The organism is Chryseobacterium soldanellicola (genome assembly GCF_900100115.1).
Taxonomy (GTDB): domain Bacteria; phylum Bacteroidota; class Bacteroidia; order Flavobacteriales; family Weeksellaceae; genus Chryseobacterium; species Chryseobacterium soldanellicola.
Genome location: NZ_FNKL01000001.1, coordinates 599,447 through 621,296, shown reverse-complemented (window position 1 = coordinate 621,296; position 21,850 = coordinate 599,447). Strand labels below are relative to the sequence as shown.

Here is a 21,850-nt window from a genome sequence, read left to right as displayed (position 1 = left end):
ATTAAACCCATTAATGTTGAAAAATTATAACATTGAATGGTAATTACATAAAATATTTACAGTCTTTCAAAAGTATATTTGTTTGAATCAAAAAAATAATTTTCAACCATGAAAAAAACGATCATTTTACTTTCTGCTGTAATAAGTTTTACGGCAAACGCTCAATGGAGTCTTACAGGAAACGCCGGAACAAATCCGGGAACCAATTTTATTGGAACTACGGATAATCAGCCATTAGTTTTTAAGACAAATAATCAGGAATGGATTAAGCTTACAACTACAGGAAGAGTGATTTTCCAAAATATAGATGGCGGACTGGGGTGGAATAATAATCTTTTTTTAGGTGGCGGTAATGATACGGCAACGGGATTGGCAAATACGGCTGTAGGGCTTGGTGCTCTTACAAGCCAGTCAACAGGAATTGCAAATTCAGCATTTGGAGTAAATGCAGGAAGAAATATCTCAACAGCAAGCTCCAATACAGCAATCGGAACGAATACAATGATGAATGGAAACATAGGAAATGCAAATACTGCTGTAGGAGGAAATGCACTCAGCGGGCCTGGTACTTTAACTGAAAATACAGCAATTGGAATGGCTTCTATGGCTCGTTATACTGCATCACCAACAGATAACGCATCAGGAAATACAGCACTTGGATTTGGCTCATTGGGATATATTTTTAATGGGATTGGAAATGTAGGATTAGGAAAAAGGGCGATGGGAGGACTTTTAAGCGGAGTTAATAACATTGCGATTGGAAATATGACAGCAGATAATTTAGTGGGAGGTAACAATAATATTTATATAGGAAATGTACAGGCAATTAGTACTTCTTCAAATAACGAACTTAATATTAACAACTGGATCGTAGGAAACAACGGAACCATCGGAATCGGGCAATTTACCAACCAGCTGCCTGCGGATGGCGTTGCAGCAGATGGCGAAACTTATAAGCTTTTCGTAAAAGACGGTATCAAAACAGAAAAGATAAAGGTAGATATTTCAGGAAATAACGGCTGGGCAGATTATGTTTTTGAAAAAAATTATCAGTTGATGCCGTTAAACGACTTAGATCAGTTTATCAGTAAAAACGGTCATTTACCGGAAGTTCCCACCACTAAGGAAGCCATCGAAAAAGGAATAGAATTAAAAGAGATGAATATCCTTCTCCTGAAGAAAATAGAAGAGCTTACTCTTTACACAATCGAGCAGCAAAAACGTATTGAAGCTCTGGAAAAGAAAATGAAATAATTGTTTATATAAATTAAAATCTATGAAAAAAATTTATATAACAATTGTATTAAGCCTCCTGCCATTATTAATGTTTGCGCAGGGCGAGAATGATAACTGGTATTTCGGGAATTATGCAGGGGTAAGATTTACAGGAACTACCACTACATTATTAGACAGCCAGAGAGCAAGTGGCTTTGCCAGTGGAACTGTAAGCGACAACAGCGGAAACTTGCTGTTCTATACGGATGGAAGCCAGATCAGAAACAGAGCGCATCAGGTCATGGAAAACGGCCTCGGAATAAATAACGGAACCGCCTGGCAGGTATCTTTTGTAAAGCATCCTACAAATCCTAAGCAATATTATGTATTTACCAGTAATTTTCCGGGAGGAATTGTCTCTTATTCATTGATAGATATGTCTTTAGGAGCTTTGGGAACAAATGGCGAGCCCTTAGGAAAAGTGGTAGATGGAGTTAAAAATATCACGCTTTTTGATGATTTGGGAGGATCATATTCGTCTTTTGGGGTAACGGTTGTGCCACATGCTGACGGGAAATCTGTCTGGGTATGTTTTCCAAGGGATATAAAAATGTACAGTTATCTGGTAAATGCTTCGGGATTAAATACTTATCCGGTTGTAAGTAATATGAATATTACACCGCCGACTTCATATTACAATGCCAAAGTTTCTTCTTCTCCTACTATCAGCTCAAGCTTTTCAAATTACATCAGTCTTAATGTATGGGCAGGAATTTATAATGAGTCTAAAGTAATGTCCTTTAATAACGCTACAGGAAAAATAACAAACGATTATCTTTTATCAATCGTAAGCCTGACTCCTACAACAACAGAGTTTAATAAAGACGCATCTATCCTTTATGTAGGAATGAATGGCTCCGGAAATATTTATGCTATAGATATGCTTTCTTCTTCAACATCTTTGGTGTATAATCAGATTTATAATAATCCAAATTTAGAATGCTATGCAATTCAAAGGAATAAATATAATGACATCTATATCAATTACAGGGACAGAGATTATTTAAGTAAAATTTATAATCCGGATGTTTATGGCGGAAGCAGCGTAATGCTTAATGCAATAAATCTGCAGGGAAGAACAACCACGGAATCCCTGCCGCCATTGCTCATTACAGCAGATAACCCCTGCCCGGATTCTTATACCCTTACTGTTCCGGAAACTTATGTAGATCATACCTATCAGGCCAGCAATACCATTACCACCCATACCAATTATATTGTAGAGCAAGATCAGAATATCAGAATGAAAGCAGGGAATTATATCCTTCTTCTTCCTAATACACAAGTAAGGTACAGCGGAACTTTTCTTGCAAAAATTGAAGATTGCCCATCGACAATAAGACAAGCCAGAAAAACGGATCAGAAAATTTCTTTAACGCTTGACTTAACAAAAGATGCAAAAGCAGATCTTCTGGATATCTATCCAAATCCTGCAACAGACATGTTATACATTAAATCGAATTCAAAAATAAAAAATATTGAAGTGTATGATATTTCCGGGAAGAAAATAAACAGTACATGGAGCGATAATAAAGTTGATGTAAAGAGTATTCCGTCAGGAGCTTATATCATCAATATTCAGACAGAAAACGGGAAAATTACTAAAAAATTCATTAAAAAATAATTGTAATTCTAAAGTTTAATCATAAAAAAGGAGAAACGCACATGTTTCTCCTTTTAATTTTTATATGCATGAATTTTATCCGTGAAGCTTCTTCCAGATAGCATCCTTCAGTTCCATTAAACCTTCGCTGGTAACTCCGGAGAAAAATAACGGCTTTCTGTTTTCAGGGAATTCTGCTGCGACTTCTTTTCGCAGTTCCTCATCCAAAAGATCGGATTTTGAAATCGAAATAATAAAATCTTTATCCAGTAATTCAGGATTATATTCTTTCAATTCGTTTTCTAAAATCTTAAATTCCTGGAAATGACTTTCAGAATCAGCCGGAATTAAAAATAATAAGATCGAATTTCTTTCAATATGTCTTAAAAATCTGTGTCCGAGACCTTTTCCTTCCGCTGCACCTTCAATAATCCCCGGAATATCAGCCATTACAAAAGATTTATAATTTCTGTAATCCACGATTCCTAAATTAGGCGTTAAAGTCGTAAATGCATAATTCGCAATTTTCGGTTTTGCAGCAGAGACAGACGCTAAAAGAGTAGACTTGCCGGCATTCGGGAAACCTACCAATCCTACATCAGCCAAAATTTTAAGCTCGAAAACAACATAACCTTCCTGGCCGTCCATTCCCGGTTGTGCGAATCTGGGAGTCTGGTTGGTAGAAGATTTAAAATGCTCATTTCCTTTTCCGCCCATTCCACCTTCCATCAGGATGATTTCCTGGCCGTCTTCAAGGATTTCACCGATAATTTCTCCTTCTTCATTCTTAGCAATAGTCCCGATCGGAACCTCAATATAAACATCCGCTCCGTAAGCTCCTGTTAATTGGTTTTTTCCTCCGTTTTCACCGCGTTCAGCTTTTACGTGACGGGTGTACCGAAGGGGAAGTAAAGTCCATTCATTGGCATTTCCTTTCATGATAACGTGACCGCCCCGGCCTCCGTCTCCCCCATCAGGGCCACCTTTCGGAATATATTTTTCACGGCGAAGATGCGCAGAACCTGCACCACCATGGCCGCTTTTACAATGAATCTTTACGTAATCTACAAAATTTGACATAATTTTAGGGCTTAGGATGTAGGGCTTAGAGCTCAGGTTTTAGCGTAAATATCTATTACCTAATACCTAAGCCCTAATTCCTTATTTTATTTTTTCTACTTCAGCAAAAAGCTTTTCAGAGATTTCGTTGATTTCGCCAACCCCGTTGATCTCTACATATTTGCCCTGCTGCTTATACAATTCGGCAACTTCGGCAGTTTTTGCGTAGTATTCTTTAATTCTATTTTCGATAATTTCTACATTGCTGTCGTCAGATCTTCCGCTGATTTCTCCTCTTTTCAGTAATCTTTCAACTAAAATTGAATCTTCAACAATCAATGAAAGACAAACATCAATCTCATCATTGAGCTCTTCTTTTACGATTTTTTCCAACGCTTCTGTCTGCACCGCAGTTCTTGGATATCCGTCGAAAATAAATCCTGCAGCATCGGTCGGCTTTCTGATCTCGTCAATCAGCATATCTGTCGTTACCTGATCCGGAACCAATTCTCCTTTATCGATGTATGATTTTGCCAGTTTCCCAAGTTCGGTATCATTTTTCATGTTAAATCTGAAAAGATCACCTGTTGAGATTTGCTTTAAATTAAATTTTTCGATCAGATTCTGAGCTTGAGTTCCTTTTCCACTTCCTGGAGGGCCGAACAGAACAATGTTTATCATAATTTTGAAGTGCTTTTGGCAATTGGCGGTTGGCTTCTTGCTTCTAGCTTTAATTTAGTTAATATTTTACTTTTTTTCGATTTAATATTTAAAGCTAAAAGCCAGTAGCTAATAGCTATAGGCAATCTAATGATTGATTTGTCCTTCTTCCAATTGATACAGATTAGGTAAATTTCTACCTAATTCATCGTAATCCAATCCGTAGCCCAAAACAAATTTGTTTGGAATTTCCTTTCCGATATAATCCAGCTTGAAATCTTTCTTATAAACCTCAGGCTTTAATAGGAAAGAAGCGATTTTTACAGATTTCGGACGTTGCGTTTCGTTAAAATATTTAAAAAGGCTCTCAACGGTATTTCCTGTATCCACAATATCTTCTACCAGGATAATGTGACGGTCTTTTACATCTTTTGTCAGTTCCATTTTCTGGTAAACGATTCCCGTAGATTCGGTTCCTGCGTAAGAGCTCATCTGGATAAATACAATCTCACAAGGTCCCGGATAATGCTTCAAAAGGTCTGAGAAGAACATGATAACGCCGTTCAGCACACCAATGAAAACAGGAACTTCGTCCTTATAATCTTCATAAATTTTTAAAGCTGTCGCTTTTACAATCTCCTGAATTTCGGCGTCCTCCAAATAAGGAACAAAAGTTTTGTCGTGAACTTTAATACTTTCCATAAAATTTTTAGTAGGCGGCAAAGTTACGGATTTTTGATGAAAGTTTTTTATGAGTTTGAGGGGATTGCATTTTAAGGATTTATACTTTTCTGTGTTGCGGAGTTTTTACGTATTTTGATTTTGAATCTATCTTAATGAGCCACGAAGTGGCGAAACAACAATAGAATTGGGTGAAACCCGATGGGAAATAATAATTTTAAATAATCAAAAATTATTACCTTTGCAATTCACAAAGCCCAAAACGATAATGTAGGATACAATTTCTTTAAGATTTAATTGAACAATAACGAAAATGTTATTGAAGTTTAACCTTATTAAGAAAGAAATCATGCTTTTTCTACACAATATATCCTTTGGGTTTCCGGCAGGGAATCTGCTGTTTAATTCTATTAATTTAACGATACCAACTCATACCAAATCGGCTTTGGTCGGAAGCAACGGCATGGGAAAATCTACCCTGCTGAAAATCATAGCAAACGAAATTGAACCTTTGGAAGGAAATATCAATATTCAAGGTGATATTTTCTATGTTCCGCAGATGTTTGGGAATTTTAATCATCTGACGGTCGCAGAATGTTTAAAAATTAACAAAAAACTAGAAGCACTTCAAAAAATAACAAATGGCGAAGTGGATGAAATTTATTTTGAAGTTTTAAATGATGACTGGGACATCGAAGAACGCTGTCAAATTGCTTTACAGCACTGGAAACTTGAAAATTTAGATCTAAATCATACATTGGAAAACCTGAGTGGCGGACAAAAAACAAAGGTTTTTCTGGCAGGAATTCAAATCAATCAACCTGAAATTATTTTATTGGACGAACCAACCAATCATCTCGATCTTGATGGTCGAAACCTGTTGTATGATTTTATTGAAAAGACGAATTCAACGGTTGTGATTGTCAGTCATGACCGAACTTTGTTGAATTTGGTCGATACAATTTTTGAATTAAGCAATCAAGGAATTTCGACCTATGGCGGAAATTTTGATTTTTATGCCGAACAAAAAGAAATTGAAAATGAAGCACTACAAAACGATATTCACTCAAAAGAACGCGCTTTAAAAAAAGCCAAAGAAAAAGAACGTGAAACGCTTGAACGAAAGCAAAAGCTCGATGCAAGAGGAAAACAAAAGCAGGAAAAATCGGGTGTGGCGAGAATTATGATGAATACTTTGAGAAACAATGCTGAGAAAAATTCTTCGAAATTAAAAGGGATTCATGCCGAGAAAATCAATGATATTTCCGGTGATTTGCGGGATTTGCGTTCATCTGTAAGAAATGCAGATCAGATGAAAGTGAATTTCAATGATTCAAATCTGCATTCGGGGAAAATCTTGATTTCGGGGACGGAAATTAATTTCAAATATGATGATGAAAATCTGTGGAAAGAAAACCTCAATCTTGAAATCCGAAGCGGTGACAGAATTTCTATCAAAGGCTCCAATGGTTCGGGGAAAACGACGTTAATCAAGCTGTTGTTGGGAGATTTGCGACCTTCTGTCGGGAAAATTTCGCGGTCAGATTTTCAGACAATTTATATTGATCAGGAATATTCTTTGATTGATAAAAGTTGGACGATTTATGATTTTGCCCAACAGTTCAACGATAATGCGTTGCAGGAATCGGAAGTGAAAACTTTATTATCACGATTTTTATTCGGAAAAGAAAGCTGGGACAAAAAGTGTGATGTTCTGAGCGGCGGAGAACGGCTGCGACTTCTTCTGTGTGGACTTTCCATCAGCAATAAAGCTCCGGATATGATTATTCTCGATGAACCGACGAATAATTTAGACCTTCAAAACGTGGAAATTCTCACGAATTCTATTAAAGATTATCATGGAACTTTGGTTGTGATTTCGCATGATGGGTTTTTTTTGGAGGAGATTGGGGTGGAGAATGAGGTTGTCTTGGACTAATCACACATTTTTAAATATTTTTTGTCATTCCGTAGGATTCTGAACTATAATAAGTTGAAAAAGATAGTTTAAACTTCTATGGAATGATAATTTTTATTTTAATTCAACATTCGGTAGTTTGTAATTTCCAATCGCTTCTATTAGTTTAGATGAATTATCTTTTAGATTGTTGAAAAATTGCTCTATATTTTCCTTGTAACCTCTCTCACTTATCCCAAAAAGTAATATTCCTTTATTTTTACCATCTGTGATAAGCTTATAATGGTACACATTTCTTTCTGCGATTAATATTTCTTTTCCATCTTTTGAATTTTCAGTGATAAGAAAATCTAAAATATATTCCCCATTATTTTCATAGGTTTTATAATTTATGATCGGGTTTGATTCCTTCATTTTTTCAAGTTCACTTACTTTTTGATTAACTGCATCTTCAAGTTTGAAATCTCCCTTCACAAAATCAATCATAATTAATGTATTATATTTTTCGATATTCTCATTTGAAGCTAAGTATTCTTGTTTATAATAATTTTCATTTGGATGAGAACTCCATGCTAAATTATAGGTCTTATTATCAATTTTGATAGGACCAGAAATATTCAAATAATCAGTCACTTTGTTTTGAGCATTTAAAGAAAGAGTTATGAATAATGATAAAGTTGCGAGAAATTTTAATTTTTTGTTCATAATTTTTTAGTGTGTTTTTTTGTTATAATTGACAATCAAATATAAGATAATTTGAAAAATAGGTGAATGGATAAAGATCAGAAATAAATTAATATTAAAAGGTTTTCAAGAAGAATATAATCATTCATCCAATCTAGATGAAATATCCATTTGTTGATGAAGAATTCTGATGATTTCAATTTCTTCATTTTTTAAATTAATTTTATAAAAGATAAAATGTGATTTTACTCTCGAACGAAAATATTCTTTTCTGATTTCATTGTAATCTTTTCCAGATTTCGGATTTTCAGATAAATATTCAATTTCATCCATAAGTAAGTCAAAATAATGGTCTGCCTGTTCTTTCGACCAGATTTCAAAAGTATATAACCAAATTTTTTCTAAATCATTTAATGCCTCTTTACTGATTCTGTATTTCATGAGTCAGCAGAATGTTTTTGATGTAGACTTTTCAGAAACTCTTTACGGTCAAAATTCTCAACAAATCCGGATTTTTCACCTTTTTTTAATTCATTGACTAATTCTGATTTCTTAGATTCTTCATATTCAAACATTCTTAAAGCTGTTCTGATCACCTCACTTGCAGAAGAATATTTCCCAGATTTAATTTGTTGATTAATAAAATTATCGAAATAATCGCCTAATAATATGGATGTGTTTTTTGCCATTATTTTAATTTTAAATCAAAGATACCAATTCTTGGTACTTATTCAAAACTATTTTTCAAGAGGAATGTTTTTTTTCTTTACAGTATCCAAAAATAAAATCCACCACAAATTTGCCCACCCAATTTTTTAAAAGTAATTTTGCATGAATCTAAAAACAAAAGTAAAATATGTCAACTTACGTAGTTGTAGGTCTTCAATACGGAGATGAAGGTAAAGGAAAAATCACGGATGTTTTATCGGCAAAATCGGATTATGTTGTTCGTTTCCAAGGAGGAGACAACGCTGGTCACACGGTTTATGTGGGTGAAGAGAAATTTGTTTTACACCTTCTTCCTTCAGGAGTTCTACAGTGCAAAGGGAAGTGTATCATTGCGAATGGAGTAGTGGTAAATCCTAAATCTTTCATTAGAGAAGTAGGTCAGATCGAGAGTAAAGGCCTAAGAACAGACCACATCTTTATCAGCAGAAGAGCGCATGTCATCATGCCTTACCACATTCTTTTGGATACTTACCGTGAAGAAGAACATGGAGGAACGCAGATCGGAACGACCAAAAAAGGAATCGGACCGTGCTATGAAGATAAGATCGCAAGAATCGGTATCAGAATGGTAGATCTTTTGAATCCTGAGATTTTAAGAGATAAAATTGAGAAAAACTTAAAAGTTAAAAACTCTCTTTTCGAAAAATATTACGGAAAACCGACATTAGACGTTGAAGAAATTTACAACGAATTTTTAGAGATCGGAAAACAGCTTCAACACAGAATCGTAGATACAGAAGTTGAATTGAACGAAGCCATCAGAGACGGTAAAAACGTTTTATTCGAAGGCGCTCAGGCGTTGATGCTAGACATTGACTTCGGAACATATCCTTACGTAACTTCATCTTCTCCATCTACAGGAGGAGTTTGTACAGGAGCCGGTGTTCCGCCAACATCCCTTCAAAACCTTATCGGTGTTGCCAAAGCATACTGCACAAGAGTTGGAAACGGACCGTTCCCTTCTGAATTGGACAACGAATTAGGTGAGAAAATCAGACAGATCGGAGGTGAGTTCGGAGCTACGACAGGTAGACCAAGAAGAACGGGTTGGTTAGACCTTGTTTCTTTGAAACATGCTTGTATGATCAACGGTATCAATAACTTAGTGATTACTAAATTAGACGTTCTTACAGGAATCGAAAACCTTAAAATCGTTACGCATTACAAAACTGAAGACGGAAAAATCATCGATTATTTCACTTCTTCAACAGAAAAATTATACAACTACGAGCCGATTTACCAAGATCTACCGGGTTGGAACGAAGATTTAACAAAAGTAAGAAGCTACGACGAACTTCCTGATACTGCTCAGAAATACATCGAATTTATCGAAAAGTATTTGGGAATCAACGTTTACTTAGTTTCTGTAGGTCCCGAAAGAAGCCAAAACATTATCAGAAAAGAATTATTCTAAGGAATTTTTTAAATAAATTAAAAGAGACTGTCAAATTTGACAGTCTCTTTTTTATGTCATTGCGAGGAGCGTGAGCAACGAAGCAATCTATAGCACAAAGATTGTCATTCTGACGAATGAAGAATCTCCTATCCACGATCATATAAACTTCCATCATCCATTACCCAACCTCCAACTTCCATCTTTTTCAGAAGCTTTTTCCCGCTTTCCGCACTCGCTATTTTTTTAATTTCGGCGGCGGCAAAGCCGCCGCCGAAATTAAAAAAATGAGCTCAAACAAATGCTCCAATCGGGGCTAGGTATTCGTTATTTTTTCAATCTATCACGACCAATTCAATACTCTGTTTGTCATCCTGAAAGGATCTAAACTAAGCTTTTGAACACGTTATTGAGATCCTTCCAGGATGACAAACGGAGTGGATAACTTATAACATAATCATCTGTGAAATCCGTGCTTAAAAAACAAAAAAACTCCCACAAAAAATGCAGGAGAAAAAATATCATTCAACGCAAAGGGAGCTTTAAACAATGCGTCAAAATATAAATTGGTTAATTAGTTTTAGAATATTTAGCATAAGCTTTTGCTAATTTTTCATCATATTTATTCAGCTTATAGCCTCCGCCGTTGTAGCCTTTCGCAAAATTTGCCCAACTTTTATTTCTCAAATGAGTTAAAAGTCCGTTTTTCTCAAGAAACTTTCCAAAAGCTTTCAAATGTTCCCCTTCATTCACTTCCATTTTGGCAACAAAATCGGCTACGTCCGAATATCCAAGCGGTTTTGCATGAAAACCCATAATCTGAAAACTTCCCCACGAAGCAGAAGACAATGCTGCCTCTCTGAATTTCGGATCGTTTGCTAAAGTCATAGCTTCATTCAGCCTGTCGTATTCTTTTACGCCGCCCTGATAATAGATTTTTGTCCATTTTGGATATAAAACATCCTTGTGGTTGGCGTTGTAATAGGCATTTGGGTCAATTCCTCTTTTCTTTAATTCATTCCAGAAAATGTGTCCTTCAAAAAGAATTTTGGGTTTATTATTAATTAAAAATCCTTTTCCGCTGCTTTCAATTTCGTTGACGGCTTTTACGGCAGCCAATTCAAGATCATATTGATCTGCAAAAGTGATTAAGTCACTTTCTTTTAAGAATTTATCTGCTGAATTTGTCGGAGCCAGAGCTGAATTTTTCTGAAGCAGAACGGTCCACGTTTTCATTCCGACAATTCCGTCTACGACTAAAGAGTTTTTTCGTTGAAAATCTTTCACGGCTGCATCAACTTCCAGAGAAAAAGAATCTGAAATTTTGATGTTATATCCTTGTTTATAAAGAAGTTCACAAAGTGTAGTGACTTCCGGTGATTTTGTGTAGTATTTTAAAAGTTTCATGGCTGTTGTTTTTTAGGTTTAAAATTTAAGTGGTATTGTATTAAAACGACATAGGAAGCTGTAGCGTTAAGAAAATAAATTCTGTGAACGTTAAGAAAATTCTACTGTTTGAAGCGCGACACAAATTTTGAACTAAAAACAAATATCAAATTCGCGCAAGTTTTAGAATTTTTAGAGAACAGACTTTATTTTTAGCGAAAGATTCCAAGTCTTGAATTTTTGATTCTTTTGTTTCAAGACAAAAGAATTAATTAACAGGTATTCTCGGCATTCTCTCGCAAATCATTCCGATCAGAAAGAAAGATTTAAATTTTACTTCCTCTCTCTGTAATCTGTATTCCAGGTTTAATGGATTTGTGGTCGTTACGCTGAAATTTTGCTGTAAAATGGCATAATCATCAATTCTGAGCTCGATGCTGTATTCTCCGATCGGGATCATTTGGGTGATCATTCCGATTTCGTTGGTTTCTATCTCATAAAACCTGTTATTGTTCGTCCCTTTAATGGAAAGCGAGCATTTGTAAACAGGATCATTGTTTATTTTATCGAAAACTTTAAACTGTACCATTGCTGCAGTTGGCTGTACCTGAACCGGAACTTTTATCGGAACAAAAATCCCGGGAATTCTGATCGGTCCTGTAACAACCGGATTGACAGGTTTTACGGGTGTTGGTTGTGGCTGAACAGGCGTTGCAATATGGGGAGCAGGCATTACTGGTCTTGCATTTATTGCAGTATTTAAAGCGGTCATATTAACTCTATTAAAAGCAACATTCGGATTTACTTTTACGGCTTCCGGAACAGGTTGAGCAGCTGGTTTTGATACAAATTCCGCAGGAGAAGCTTTTAAGGTTTCAGCGACGGCAGTTTTTCGGGTTAAAGTGTTTAATTGATCAGATTTTATGGTTCTTACATTCGTTACGGCTTTCAGGAATTTCTGATTGTTACTTTTATTCACAAAAAGCTGTTGTTTTAAGATCAACGGACCAAAATAAATCAATTGATTAGGATTATTTACTGTATCATTCGTAATGGACGGATCTAAAATTATTTTTAAATTTTTAATCAGCATCATCGTTTTTGTGATCGCGGGAAGTTTAAAATCTGTTGAAATGGTTTGTCCGTCTGATATTTTTTTAGGCTCATTCCATTCGAAAAGATTGGAGAGCATGAAGTTTTTATTGAACCAGTTTCTTTTTAGATGAACAAACGAATAATCCAGTTCCACAGCCTGAATCACGCTTTCGTCATAATCTATCGAAAGAATTTCAGAAGGCAGATTTTCATTGCTGTTTTTGGCGGTCTGGTGTAAAGTTTCAAGCTCTGCTTTTTCGATTCTTATGTTATTCCAGCCCGATTCGTTTTCCATAAAATCATATGGAATAAAATTAATATCATGAATGGAAGAATTGCTGATAACATCTGTTTTTTCGGCAGCATTAAAAGTATTTTTTGCATTTTGGGCCATTGCCAGATAAAGATCGGCTTCAGAAGCTTTGTTGATTTTCGTTAATTCTTTTTCAATCAAATCTTTAGAGCCTTTTACTTTCCATTCGGAGAAGGCGAGTTCTTTGATGTTGTTGAGGTTGATTAATTTGTCATTCCAGTTATTTTTTTCATCGTCAGTATCCAGTGTATCGAATAATTCGAGATGGGAAGTGATGTTGTTGATAGCTTCTTCATGAAGGATTCTGTACTTTTTATAAGCCTTAAATTCTTTGGTTTCCGCATTTTTTGAGTCATAAAGAACGGTGCTTTGACTGGCGACAACTTTTTCTAAATTTTCCTCAAGATCTTTTAAATTATTCTTATCTAAAATATCTCTGTAAATATCAAACAAAGAATTATTCGGATTCAGATCCCAAAAATTAGGCGAAATGGGCACAGAATTGAGCTCATAAGCCACATTCTGCTTTTTAATAATAGAAAGTGCCTTTTTTTGATCATCATTCAGCAGACTTTGAGGTTTCAGCAATTCAAGTTCTTCATTTTCATACATTCTCAAAGAAGGGCAAATCATCGGCAGATCATTCTCCATCGAGCTTTGCGACATATAAATGTCTCTGAGTTTCTGGTAAACGGCAACAAAGTATTTCATGGCTTTAGGTTTTTGGGTTAATGGTTTTTAGTTGCTGGTTGTTTGTTTTCAGTTTTATTTAAAGTTATTTTAATATTCAGCTTTTTCCAGCAATTAAAATCTTTGAGGTCTTAGTTAAGTAGAACGCCTTTGGGAACGAGAAAACAGCGGTAAATTTTTCAAAAAAATCTTAACAAACTTTGTGTTAAAAAATAAAGAGTTTTTGAAAATAACCGACAGAAAAAAGCTTCTGCCGGTTATCCTTATTATAAAAAGAATATTATGATTTACCGTCTGTCCAGACTTTGATATCCGGATTTGGATTTGGAGATTTTGGAACTACATGACATTTGTATCCGATAATGTAAATGCCGTCTGACTGCAGTTTTTTACCGCTCCATTTTGCGTTGCTTTGAGAATTTTGGTTTTCGTAATTATGGCTTCCACCGAATACGAATGGCCCGATTCCCACTGCCGCTCCGCTGCTGATTTTTGTGCTTGCCGCTTTGTAAGCTGTACTGTTTTCGCTGAAATCCAATACAACATCTCTTGCAATAATCAGTTCTGTAACGATCATCGGCATTAAACCTTTTCCTTTACCGTCACTGATGATGTCTCCGTTTAATGATTGTGGTGAGTTTTCGTGAAGCTTCCAGTATTTTGATTCTACAAATTCTTCGCTGAACCATCCTCTTTCTACTCTTACTTTTCCAAGTTTAAATGAAATTTTAAGGTTGCTGAAATCCGTATTCATCGATGTTCGTGACGTATTACCGCTGTTTCTTGCACCGATACTGAATAATCCAAGACTAAATCCTGCACCTGCGCTCCAGTTATGAATTGTTTTAGAATAATCGCTGTGCGCGCTTCCTTCGTACATTGAGATGGTTGGCCATGTTTTAGATTCCTTTAAAGCATTTGCAGAAATCGGAATTGATGGCGAATAATTGATATAATCGATCACTCTTGTTCTCTGGCTGTTTCTGAATTCCGACTGAAGGCGTTTTTTGATGACCAACATGTGCTTTTCTTCAATTTCGCTCAGATAATTCTGAATTCTTTCCACCGCTTCCTTGTAACCTAAAGATTGCCATGCTTTTAAAGCTGCATCTTCTCTTTTTTTCATGTTTTTACCATCGATAGATAAAGTGGCCATCGCATCAGGATCACCATTATCAGCATCAATTCTTATTGAATTGTTTGTGTTGACGATATCGTAGTATTTCATCTGATACTCAATGTATTTAGAATACATCGGAGCAACGAAAGTCTGGTGCAGCTCAGGTTTATTTAAATCATCAACAGGAGCATTTTCATCAAAATCAGGGTTTTTCACCACTTTTATTTTGAATAATTTATCTCTCAGTTTTTCAAGGTTTTTTTCAACCTTAGGATCCATTGGCGTGTCTACAACCACAGACCACTGCATTAAATCTTCGTAAACTTTTGAAACTCTTTTTGAAGAATCATTAAAAATTGTCATCATTCTTCCGTTTCCGCTTTCTGTAAGTGGCGGCAATTGAGAAGGAATGGCATCTACCATAGCCGAAAACTGCTCCATTTGAAGGTATTTTCGGAATTTGCTTTCTTTCATTGCGTTTTGGAATTCCTCTAAATTGGTTTTAGGATTTCCGTTGGCATCTAAAATTGGTTTTCCTGTTCCGTCAAGCAATGGTTTTGGAGCCGGAGCATTTCCAAAAAGGCCGTTTAAAGCATAATCGAAAGTATCTTCGGTTAATGTAATTCCGATCGGGTCGAATGCAATAAAATCATTTGGACCGATAGAATCCGGATCTCCGCCGTTGGTTACAGAATCATAAACTTGTTTTAAAAGCATGCTCATTAATGAGTTTGATCTTGCTTCTTGAGTTAGTGTTGGCATAATTATAAGTTTTAAATTTTTCTTTGCTTACTCTTTTCGGTTTTCAGCGTTCCCCGATTTTGTATGGTACAAATATCTGTCAGGTACACAAGGAATTCCTCAGTGATTTTCCGATTTCGGGGTGTGGTTTTTACTGTTTTTTACTTTTATGTTGAGTTTTAATAATTAAAACAACATTATTAATGGAAATTAGAAATCATATTGCCTTCAAATAGAGAATGTTATTATTTTTAGCATAGCTAATTTTAGAGATTATTATAAAAATTTTTAAAATGTTGATATTTTAACAATTATTTGGCAGAAATTTTGATATTGATTCAATGCTTATCGATAAGAACTAATAAAACTAATAATCATCATTTATTAACAGTTTAATATTTATAGTGATGAAACACTTACACCAAAATGACGAATTTCGCTTCAACGAAGTTCTTTTTGAGCACCGCAACAAAGAATACGGCGCTTATGTTTTACGAAACGAATCAGACAGAATACTTACAAAATCCCTTTTTATAGGAGTAAGCTTGTTGGCTGCAATTTCAATTACGCCTTTTGCTATTTCGGCATTCAAAGAGGAAGCACCTACTGAAGCACCTCCAATTATTTATGATTTGATAGATCCGACGGTTCCGCCGGATGTGGTAGAAACGCCTCCAATAAAAATTGAGCCCGTAAAACCAACATCAACTCCGGATGTAAAACAATATGATAGTACAGTTCCCACGCCTACAAATAATGCTGTGGAACCAGTAAAGCAGGTAATTCCAGATGACGCGGTCGCTGGTTTTAAAAATGATTTTAAAGCTGAGCCTGCAAAGCCGAATACTTATACGCCACCTGCACCAACAGTTACTCTAGGAAATGGACCGGCTGTAAAACCACAACCCACTGAAACAGATCCTAATAAAATTGCAAATTCAGGTGAGCTTAGTGTAGAAGCAAGCTTCGACGGAGGGATCAACGCTTTCAGAGATAAAGTGATGAACAAATTCGATACTTCAGGTTTTGAAGATTCTGGAGATGTAATGAAAACTACCATTACTTTCATTGTTGAAACCAACGGAACCATTTCCGGAATTAAAGCCGATGGTAAAGACGTTTCTTTTAATAGTGAAGCCGTTAGAGTAATCAAGCTGATCAAAGGAACTTGGAAACCCGGCAAAAACAAACAGGGGCAGGCCGTAAGAAGTTATTTCAAATTCCCGATCTCGATGAAATTTGATAATTAATATAAACAATCTCGAACACTTATCCACAAAAAGCTATTTTTTGTGGATAATTTTTTTTATACTTAAAATCCTTATTAACAATATTTTAACTCAATTTTAGTTTTAGTCATTCATTGAGAGCAAAGAAAAAAGCGTATTTTTGGTGCTTAAAGTTCTAATAATGGCAAAAATCATAGGAATCGCTAATCAAAAAGGCGGTGTAGGTAAAACTACAACGGCTGTAAATCTTGCAGCGGCATTAGGTGTATTGGAGAAGAAAATATTAATCATTGATGCTGATCCTCAGGCAAATGCAACGTCTGGTCTAGGGGTAGATGATGTGCAGTATTCTACTTACAATTTATTAGAACACAGCATGGATACCAAAAGCTGTATCAAAAAGACTTCAACACCGAATCTTGATATTGTACCTTCTCACATTGACCTGGTAGCAGCGGAAATCGAATTGGTAGACAAAGAAGACCGTGAATATATGCTTAAAAAAGCATTGCAAAGTGTAAGAGATGATTACGATTATATTATCATCGACTGTGCGCCGAGTTTAGGTTTAATTACGGTAAACGCTCTTACCGCAGCAGATTCTGTAATTATCCCAATTCAATGTGAGTATTTCGCGTTGGAAGGTCTTGGAAAGTTATTAAATACCATCAAAAACGTTCAGAAAATCCATAATAAGGATTTAGATATCGAAGGTTTGCTGCTTACGATGTATGACAGCAGATTGAGATTGTCTAATCAGGTGGTGGAAGAGGTAAATGCTCACTTCCCTGAAATGGTTTTCGAAACAATCATCAGCAGAAACGTAAGATTAAGTGAAGCGCCAAGTTTTGGTGAAAGTATCTTAAACTACGATGCAGAAAGTAAAGGAGCGATCCAGTATATTCAATTGGCAGAAGAGGTTTTGCTGAACAACGAAAAATTAGTTAAGAATTAAATATAGAAAATGGTCAATAAGTGAATGATGAATAGTCAATAAGTGCATTGTTATTAAATCATTTATGGCTGATCAATTATCAATTATAATATGAAGGACAAAAAAAGAGCGATGGGACGTGGTTTGGGCGCAATTCTTAGTGCGGAATCCAAAGCAACGGTCAATTCTGCTACTGATGAAGGAGCAGATAAATTTGTGGGAAATATCGTAGAAGTTGCAATCGAAGATATTTATCCGAACCCCACCCAGCCAAGAACTTATTTTGACGAAAAAGCATTAAACGAACTAGCGCAGTCTATAGAAAATCTTGGTGTAATTCAACCTATTACACTAAGAAAAGATGGTGAAAAGTTCGAAATCATATCTGGGGAAAGACGTTTCAGAGCAAGTAAAATTGCGGGTTTAACATCTATTCCGGCGTATATCCGTCTGGTAAATGATCAGGAGCTTCTTGAGATGGCTCTTGTTGAAAATATCCAGAGGGAAGATCTTGACGCGATCGAAATTGCATTAACCTATCAAAGATTAATGGAAGAAATCGGTCTTACCCAGGAAAATCTGAGCCAGAGAGTAGGAAAGGACAGAAGTACGATCACCAACTCTATCAGATTGTTAAGGTTAAATCCGGATATTCAGAATGCCATCAGAAGCGGTGAGATTTCAGCAGGTCACGGAAGAGCGATTATCAGTCTTGAAAACGAAGAGCATCAGCAGATTTTATTTGATTTAATTATTAAAGAAAAACTGAATGTCCGTCAGACTGAGCAGGCTGCCACAGCACTGAAAAATCCAAAATCACCGGCTGCAAAAAAAGCAAAAGCTGAGCTTTCAAATAATTATAAGAGAGCCCAGAAAACAATTGCAGATATTTTAGAAGTAAAAGTGGAGATTAAAGCCTCCCCAAATGGTAAAAAAGGTAAAATTGTTCTGGACTTCAAAAATGAAGATGAGCTGGAGTATATTTTATCTCATATTAAATAAATGAAGAAAATATTTTTCACTTTTTTCTTGTGTCTGTTTGCTATTGCCTACTCACAGGTAAATCCTAATGATACGATTCGGGTAGAATATCATCCGAAAGACAGTATTTCTGCGGCAAAACCTGAAAAATCTGAATCCAAAGTGGTTGCAGATCTTGAAAGCGCAAACGGACCGACAAAGAAAACTTTAAAGCTTAATCCTACGAAAGCAGGATTATATTCTGCTGTTTTCCCCGGATTAGGCCAGTTTTACAATAAAAAATATTGGAAAATCCCAATCGTTTGGGGCGCAGTAGGAGCCGGAGTAGGTATTGCAATATGGAACGACAGACAGTACAAAACATACCGCGAATATTATATCTCCAAATTAAACGGAACTCCCAACGAATTTGTTGACAGTCACCCGTGGCTGGATAAAGTGGCGTTAGGAAATGCACAGGACAGATCAAAAAGACAGAGAGATTATGCCATCGCCATTACAGGTTTAATTTATATTTTAAACATTGTAGATGCAGTTGTAGATGCGCATTTATACGAAAGTCGCCATGATCCGGATCTGACTTTCAATCCTGCGGTTATTCAGGATCAATACGGAATTAACCCTCCGAAAACAGGGATAAGTTTAAGTTATAGATTTTAAAATAATTAATAGATAAACTGTTAAGTAAGCTCTTTGCTGAGTATAAACTGAAGGTTTACAAACGTAGTTCATGCTTTGCGAACTTAAAAACATTTAGTAGTTAAATAAAATCTTTGCGATCTTTGCGTTAAAAAAAGACAGGTAAATAAATAAAATATGAAAATAGCATTAGTTGGATACGGGAAAATGGGTAAAATCATTGATGAAATTGCGACCAAAAGAGGTCATGAAGTCGTTGCCCGCCTTAAAGAAACGCCAACTGCTGAAAATCTTAATAATCCGGAAGTTGTTATCGAATTTTCTTTGCCTGAAGTAGCTTTCGATAATATTAAAGCTTGTCTGGAAAACAAAATTCCGGTAATCTGCGGAACGACGGGCTGGCTGGAAAAGAAAGAAGAAATTGAAAATCTTGCTGTTGAAAACGGAACAGCATTTTTATATGGCTCAAATTTTAGCTTAGGAGTGAATTTATTCTTTGCTTTAAACGAAAAATTGGCTGATTTAATGAAAAATGTGGATGAATATTCTTGTCAGTTGGAAGAAATTCACCACGTTCACAAAAAAGATGCACCTAGCGGAACGGCAATTTCTATTGCTGAAGGTATCTTTAAAAACAATCCTAAATTTGACGCGTGGAAATTAGAAGAAACTCAAGGAAATCAGTTGGGTATTTTCGCGATCCGTGAAGATGAGGTTCCGGGAACGCACAGCGTTTTCTACAGAAGTGAAGTAGATGAAATTGAAATCAAACACACCGCCTTCAACAGAGACGGTTTTGCGTTGGGCGCTGTAGTTGCTGCAGAATGGATCAAAGATAAAAAAGGAAATTTCGCTATGAAAGACGTTTTAGGGCTGTAACGTTGTAACAAAATCCCTAAATTGCAAACAAATTAGAAGTGAATGGTCAGTAATCAATTGGTAATAGAATAATTGATGATCATTGATCACTCACCATTTATCATTTATAGTATAGATTAGGCACAAAAATTTTATGAATTATTTTTTAACTTATACAGTCTACGTTCTCATTTTATCAGTATTGATGGGACTTTCCACGTGGAAGCTGTTCAAGAAAATGGGGTATAGTCCGTTATTCGCATTTATACCTTTTTACAATTACTTTATTATTTTAAAGGAAACAAAACATCCGAAATGGTGGGCTATTTTATCGTATTTACCGATTGTAGGGCCTATCATGATGTCGGTTTTTCATATTTATTTAATGAAGAAATTCGGGAAAAGCCTTTTCCAGAACCAGCTTTTGACGGTTATTCTTCCATTTATTTATATGGCAACAGTCAATTATTCTAAAGATGCAGAAATAGAAGATGAAAGTTCAAATGATTTATATTTAACTGAAGAAGAAAAGATTGCGAAAGGTAAAAAGAAAGATTCTTTTATAGGCTCTGTTACTTTTGCGGTTGTTTTTGCGACGATTATTCACGTTTTTGTAACGCAGCCTTTCGGGATTCCAACAGGATCAATGGAAAGAACGTTGCTTGTAGGTGATTTCCTTTTCGTTAACAAATGGAGCTACGGTTACAGGCTTCCGATGCGCCCTTTGGCAATTCCTTTCCTGCAGGGAACTATTTTTGATTCCGGTGAAAAAGGCAACCCTAAAGATGACCCTAAATCGTATGTAGATGGAATAAAATTGCCTTACGAAAGAATTTTGCAGTTCAGCAAACCTCAGAAAAACGATATTGTTGTTTTCAATTATCCCCAGGATTCGGTACACACGGCTACGGACAGAAAAGATCCTTATGTTAAAAGATGTGTTGCGGTTGCGGGTGATGTTTTTGAAATGAGAGCCGGAAGACTTTTCGTTAATAACAAACCTGAAACGGTTTTGGGTGACCAAGAAGTTCAACATGCTTATACAGTAAATACGGGAGCTCAGTTGGATATTCCTGCGCTTTATAATACATATGGATTCCTGCCTGTAAGGGAAGAGCAGAATGATAAGGGATTCACTTATACGTTCCAGGGTCTTACAGATAAAACGGCTGCAGAAATCAAAACATTACCGAATGTGATTGATATGACGGAAAATATGTATGCAAAAGGTTCTGCAACTATTTCGTATAAATTAAATGCCGATAAATCAGCCTATACAAAAAGCATTGATACAACTCAATCTATTTTCCCGATCAACAAACCGTGGAATCAGGATTGGTACGGCCCGCTAAGAATTCCTAAAAAAGGAGATGTAGTGGCGATCAACCAGGAAACACTTCCAATGTATCAATGGGTTATTTCTGAATACGAACACAACAGTTTAGAAAAGAAAAACGGAAAAATTTTCATCAACGGAAAAGAAGCTAATCAATATACAATTAAACAAGATTACTATATGATGATTGGGGACAACAGAGATGCTTCGCTGGATGCAAGATTCTTTGGTTTTGTTCCTGAAGAAAATATTGTTGGACGGCCAATGTTCACATGGATGAGTGTACAGGGAGTTTTCTCAGATGCAAGCTCTTCTTATCAGGCTCCGAAAAAGATTCGTTGGGACAGAATGTTTAAAGCGACAAATACAGGGGAAGCCAATAAAACTTCTTACTGGTGGATTGCAGCGATGATACTTATTCTATTCTTCGGATGGGAGTATTTTATGAAACTCTTTGGAAAGGGGAAAGAAAAAAAAGAAGACGAGATATAAATTAAATAAATTTAGAAATAAAATGAAGTATTTG

19 protein-coding genes are annotated in these 21,850 nt (G+C 35.8%); 10 read left to right on the top strand and 9 right to left on the bottom strand.

From position 1 onward, the window contains the following. Positions 1-108 precede the first annotated feature (108 nt). Both BLT04_RS02655 and BLT04_RS02650 read left to right on the top strand, forming a co-directional pair. Positions 109-1,254: an autotransporter outer membrane beta-barrel domain-containing protein gene (locus BLT04_RS02655; RefSeq protein ID WP_089753409.1), complete on the top strand. Its 1,146-nt coding sequence runs from the start codon at positions 109-111 to the stop codon at positions 1,252-1,254. A gap of 22 nt (positions 1,255-1,276) precedes the next feature. After that, entirely contained in the window at positions 1,277-2,899 is a 1,623-nt protein-coding gene (locus BLT04_RS02650; RefSeq protein WP_089753407.1) for a T9SS type A sorting domain-containing protein, read from the top strand. 75 nt (positions 2,900-2,974) lie between these two features. Here the strand turns inward: BLT04_RS02650 and obgE are convergent, their stop codons facing one another. The 3 genes from obgE to hpt form a co-directional block, all read right to left on the bottom strand. Next, a complete protein-coding gene (gene obgE / locus BLT04_RS02645) occupies positions 2,975-3,958 on the bottom strand; it encodes a GTPase ObgE (protein WP_089753404.1) in 984 nt (327 codons plus the stop codon). Positions 3,959-4,039: 81 nt separating this feature from the next. Then, positions 4,040-4,618, bottom strand: coding sequence for an adenylate kinase (locus tag BLT04_RS02640; protein WP_089753402.1), 579 nt, complete (start codon positions 4,616-4,618; stop codon positions 4,040-4,042). A 126-nt stretch (positions 4,619-4,744) separates the two neighbouring features. Next, on the bottom strand, positions 4,745-5,299 hold the full coding sequence (hpt, locus tag BLT04_RS02635; RefSeq protein WP_089753400.1) for a hypoxanthine phosphoribosyltransferase: 555 nt from the start codon (positions 5,297-5,299) through the stop codon (positions 4,745-4,747). A 328-nt stretch (positions 5,300-5,627) separates the two neighbouring features. Here hpt and BLT04_RS02630 point away from each other — a divergent pair, with 328 nt between their 5' ends. After that, a complete protein-coding gene (locus BLT04_RS02630) occupies positions 5,628-7,217 on the top strand; it encodes an ABC-F family ATP-binding cassette domain-containing protein (RefSeq protein WP_089754205.1) in 1,590 nt (529 codons plus the stop codon). Positions 7,218-7,310: 93 nt separating this feature from the next. Here BLT04_RS02630 and BLT04_RS02625 read toward each other — a convergent pair whose 3' ends face one another. From BLT04_RS02625 to BLT04_RS02615, 3 genes are all read right to left on the bottom strand, one after another. After that, a complete protein-coding gene (locus tag BLT04_RS02625; RefSeq protein ID WP_089753399.1) occupies positions 7,311-7,901 on the bottom strand; it encodes a hypothetical protein in 591 nt (196 codons plus the stop codon). Positions 7,902-8,021: 120 nt separating this feature from the next. Further along, positions 8,022-8,321, bottom strand: a complete 300-nt coding sequence (locus tag BLT04_RS02620; RefSeq protein WP_089753397.1) for a type II toxin-antitoxin system RelE/ParE family toxin — start codon at positions 8,319-8,321, stop codon at positions 8,022-8,024. Beyond that, the gene (locus BLT04_RS02615; protein ID WP_089753396.1) at positions 8,318-8,569 is read right to left on the bottom strand and encodes a type II toxin-antitoxin system ParD family antitoxin; all 252 of its coding nucleotides are present in this window, start codon (positions 8,567-8,569) and stop codon (positions 8,318-8,320) included. The genes BLT04_RS02620 and BLT04_RS02615 overlap by 4 nt, the downstream gene beginning before the upstream one ends. 167 nt (positions 8,570-8,736) lie before the next feature. On the opposite strand from BLT04_RS02615, the gene BLT04_RS02610 reads away from it, so the two are divergent. Further along, positions 8,737-10,023, top strand: coding sequence for an adenylosuccinate synthase (locus BLT04_RS02610; protein WP_089753394.1), 1,287 nt, complete (start codon positions 8,737-8,739; stop codon positions 10,021-10,023). A gap of 549 nt (positions 10,024-10,572) precedes the next feature. On the opposite strand, the gene BLT04_RS02605 is transcribed toward BLT04_RS02610, so the two are convergent. From BLT04_RS02605 to BLT04_RS02595, 3 genes are all read right to left on the bottom strand, one after another. Continuing rightward, positions 10,573-11,409, bottom strand: coding sequence for an N-acetylmuramidase domain-containing protein (locus BLT04_RS02605; RefSeq protein WP_089753392.1), 837 nt, complete (start codon positions 11,407-11,409; stop codon positions 10,573-10,575). Between the two features lie 247 nt (positions 11,410-11,656). Further along, entirely contained in the window at positions 11,657-13,507 is a 1,851-nt protein-coding gene (locus BLT04_RS02600; RefSeq protein WP_139166203.1) for a hypothetical protein, read from the bottom strand. Positions 13,508-13,766: 259 nt separating this feature from the next. After that, positions 13,767-15,368, bottom strand: a complete 1,602-nt coding sequence (locus BLT04_RS02595) for a hypothetical protein (protein ID WP_089753388.1) — start codon at positions 15,366-15,368, stop codon at positions 13,767-13,769. 386 nt (positions 15,369-15,754) lie between these two features. On the opposite strand from BLT04_RS02595, the gene BLT04_RS02590 reads away from it, so the two are divergent. From BLT04_RS02590 to lepB, 6 genes are all read left to right on the top strand, one after another. Next, the gene (locus BLT04_RS02590; RefSeq protein WP_089753386.1) at positions 15,755-16,597 is read left to right on the top strand and encodes an energy transducer TonB; all 843 of its coding nucleotides are present in this window, start codon (positions 15,755-15,757) and stop codon (positions 16,595-16,597) included. A gap of 160 nt (positions 16,598-16,757) precedes the next feature. Next, positions 16,758-17,531 (top strand): ParA family protein, encoded by a 774-nt coding sequence (locus BLT04_RS02585; protein WP_089753384.1) that lies wholly within the window; start codon positions 16,758-16,760, stop codon positions 17,529-17,531. A gap of 90 nt (positions 17,532-17,621) precedes the next feature. Then, on the top strand, positions 17,622-18,512 hold the full coding sequence (locus BLT04_RS02580; protein ID WP_089753382.1) for a ParB/RepB/Spo0J family partition protein: 891 nt from the start codon (positions 17,622-17,624) through the stop codon (positions 18,510-18,512). Continuing rightward, positions 18,513-19,151, top strand: a complete 639-nt coding sequence (locus BLT04_RS02575; RefSeq protein WP_089753380.1) for a DUF5683 domain-containing protein — start codon at positions 18,513-18,515, stop codon at positions 19,149-19,151. A 156-nt stretch (positions 19,152-19,307) separates the two neighbouring features. Beyond that, the gene (gene dapB, locus BLT04_RS02570; RefSeq protein WP_089753379.1) at positions 19,308-20,009 is read left to right on the top strand and encodes a 4-hydroxy-tetrahydrodipicolinate reductase; all 702 of its coding nucleotides are present in this window, start codon (positions 19,308-19,310) and stop codon (positions 20,007-20,009) included. 133 nt (positions 20,010-20,142) lie between these two features. Then, positions 20,143-21,816: a signal peptidase I gene (gene lepB, locus BLT04_RS02565; RefSeq protein WP_089753377.1), complete on the top strand. Its 1,674-nt coding sequence runs from the start codon at positions 20,143-20,145 to the stop codon at positions 21,814-21,816. The last annotated feature ends 34 nt before the right edge of the window (positions 21,817-21,850 follow it).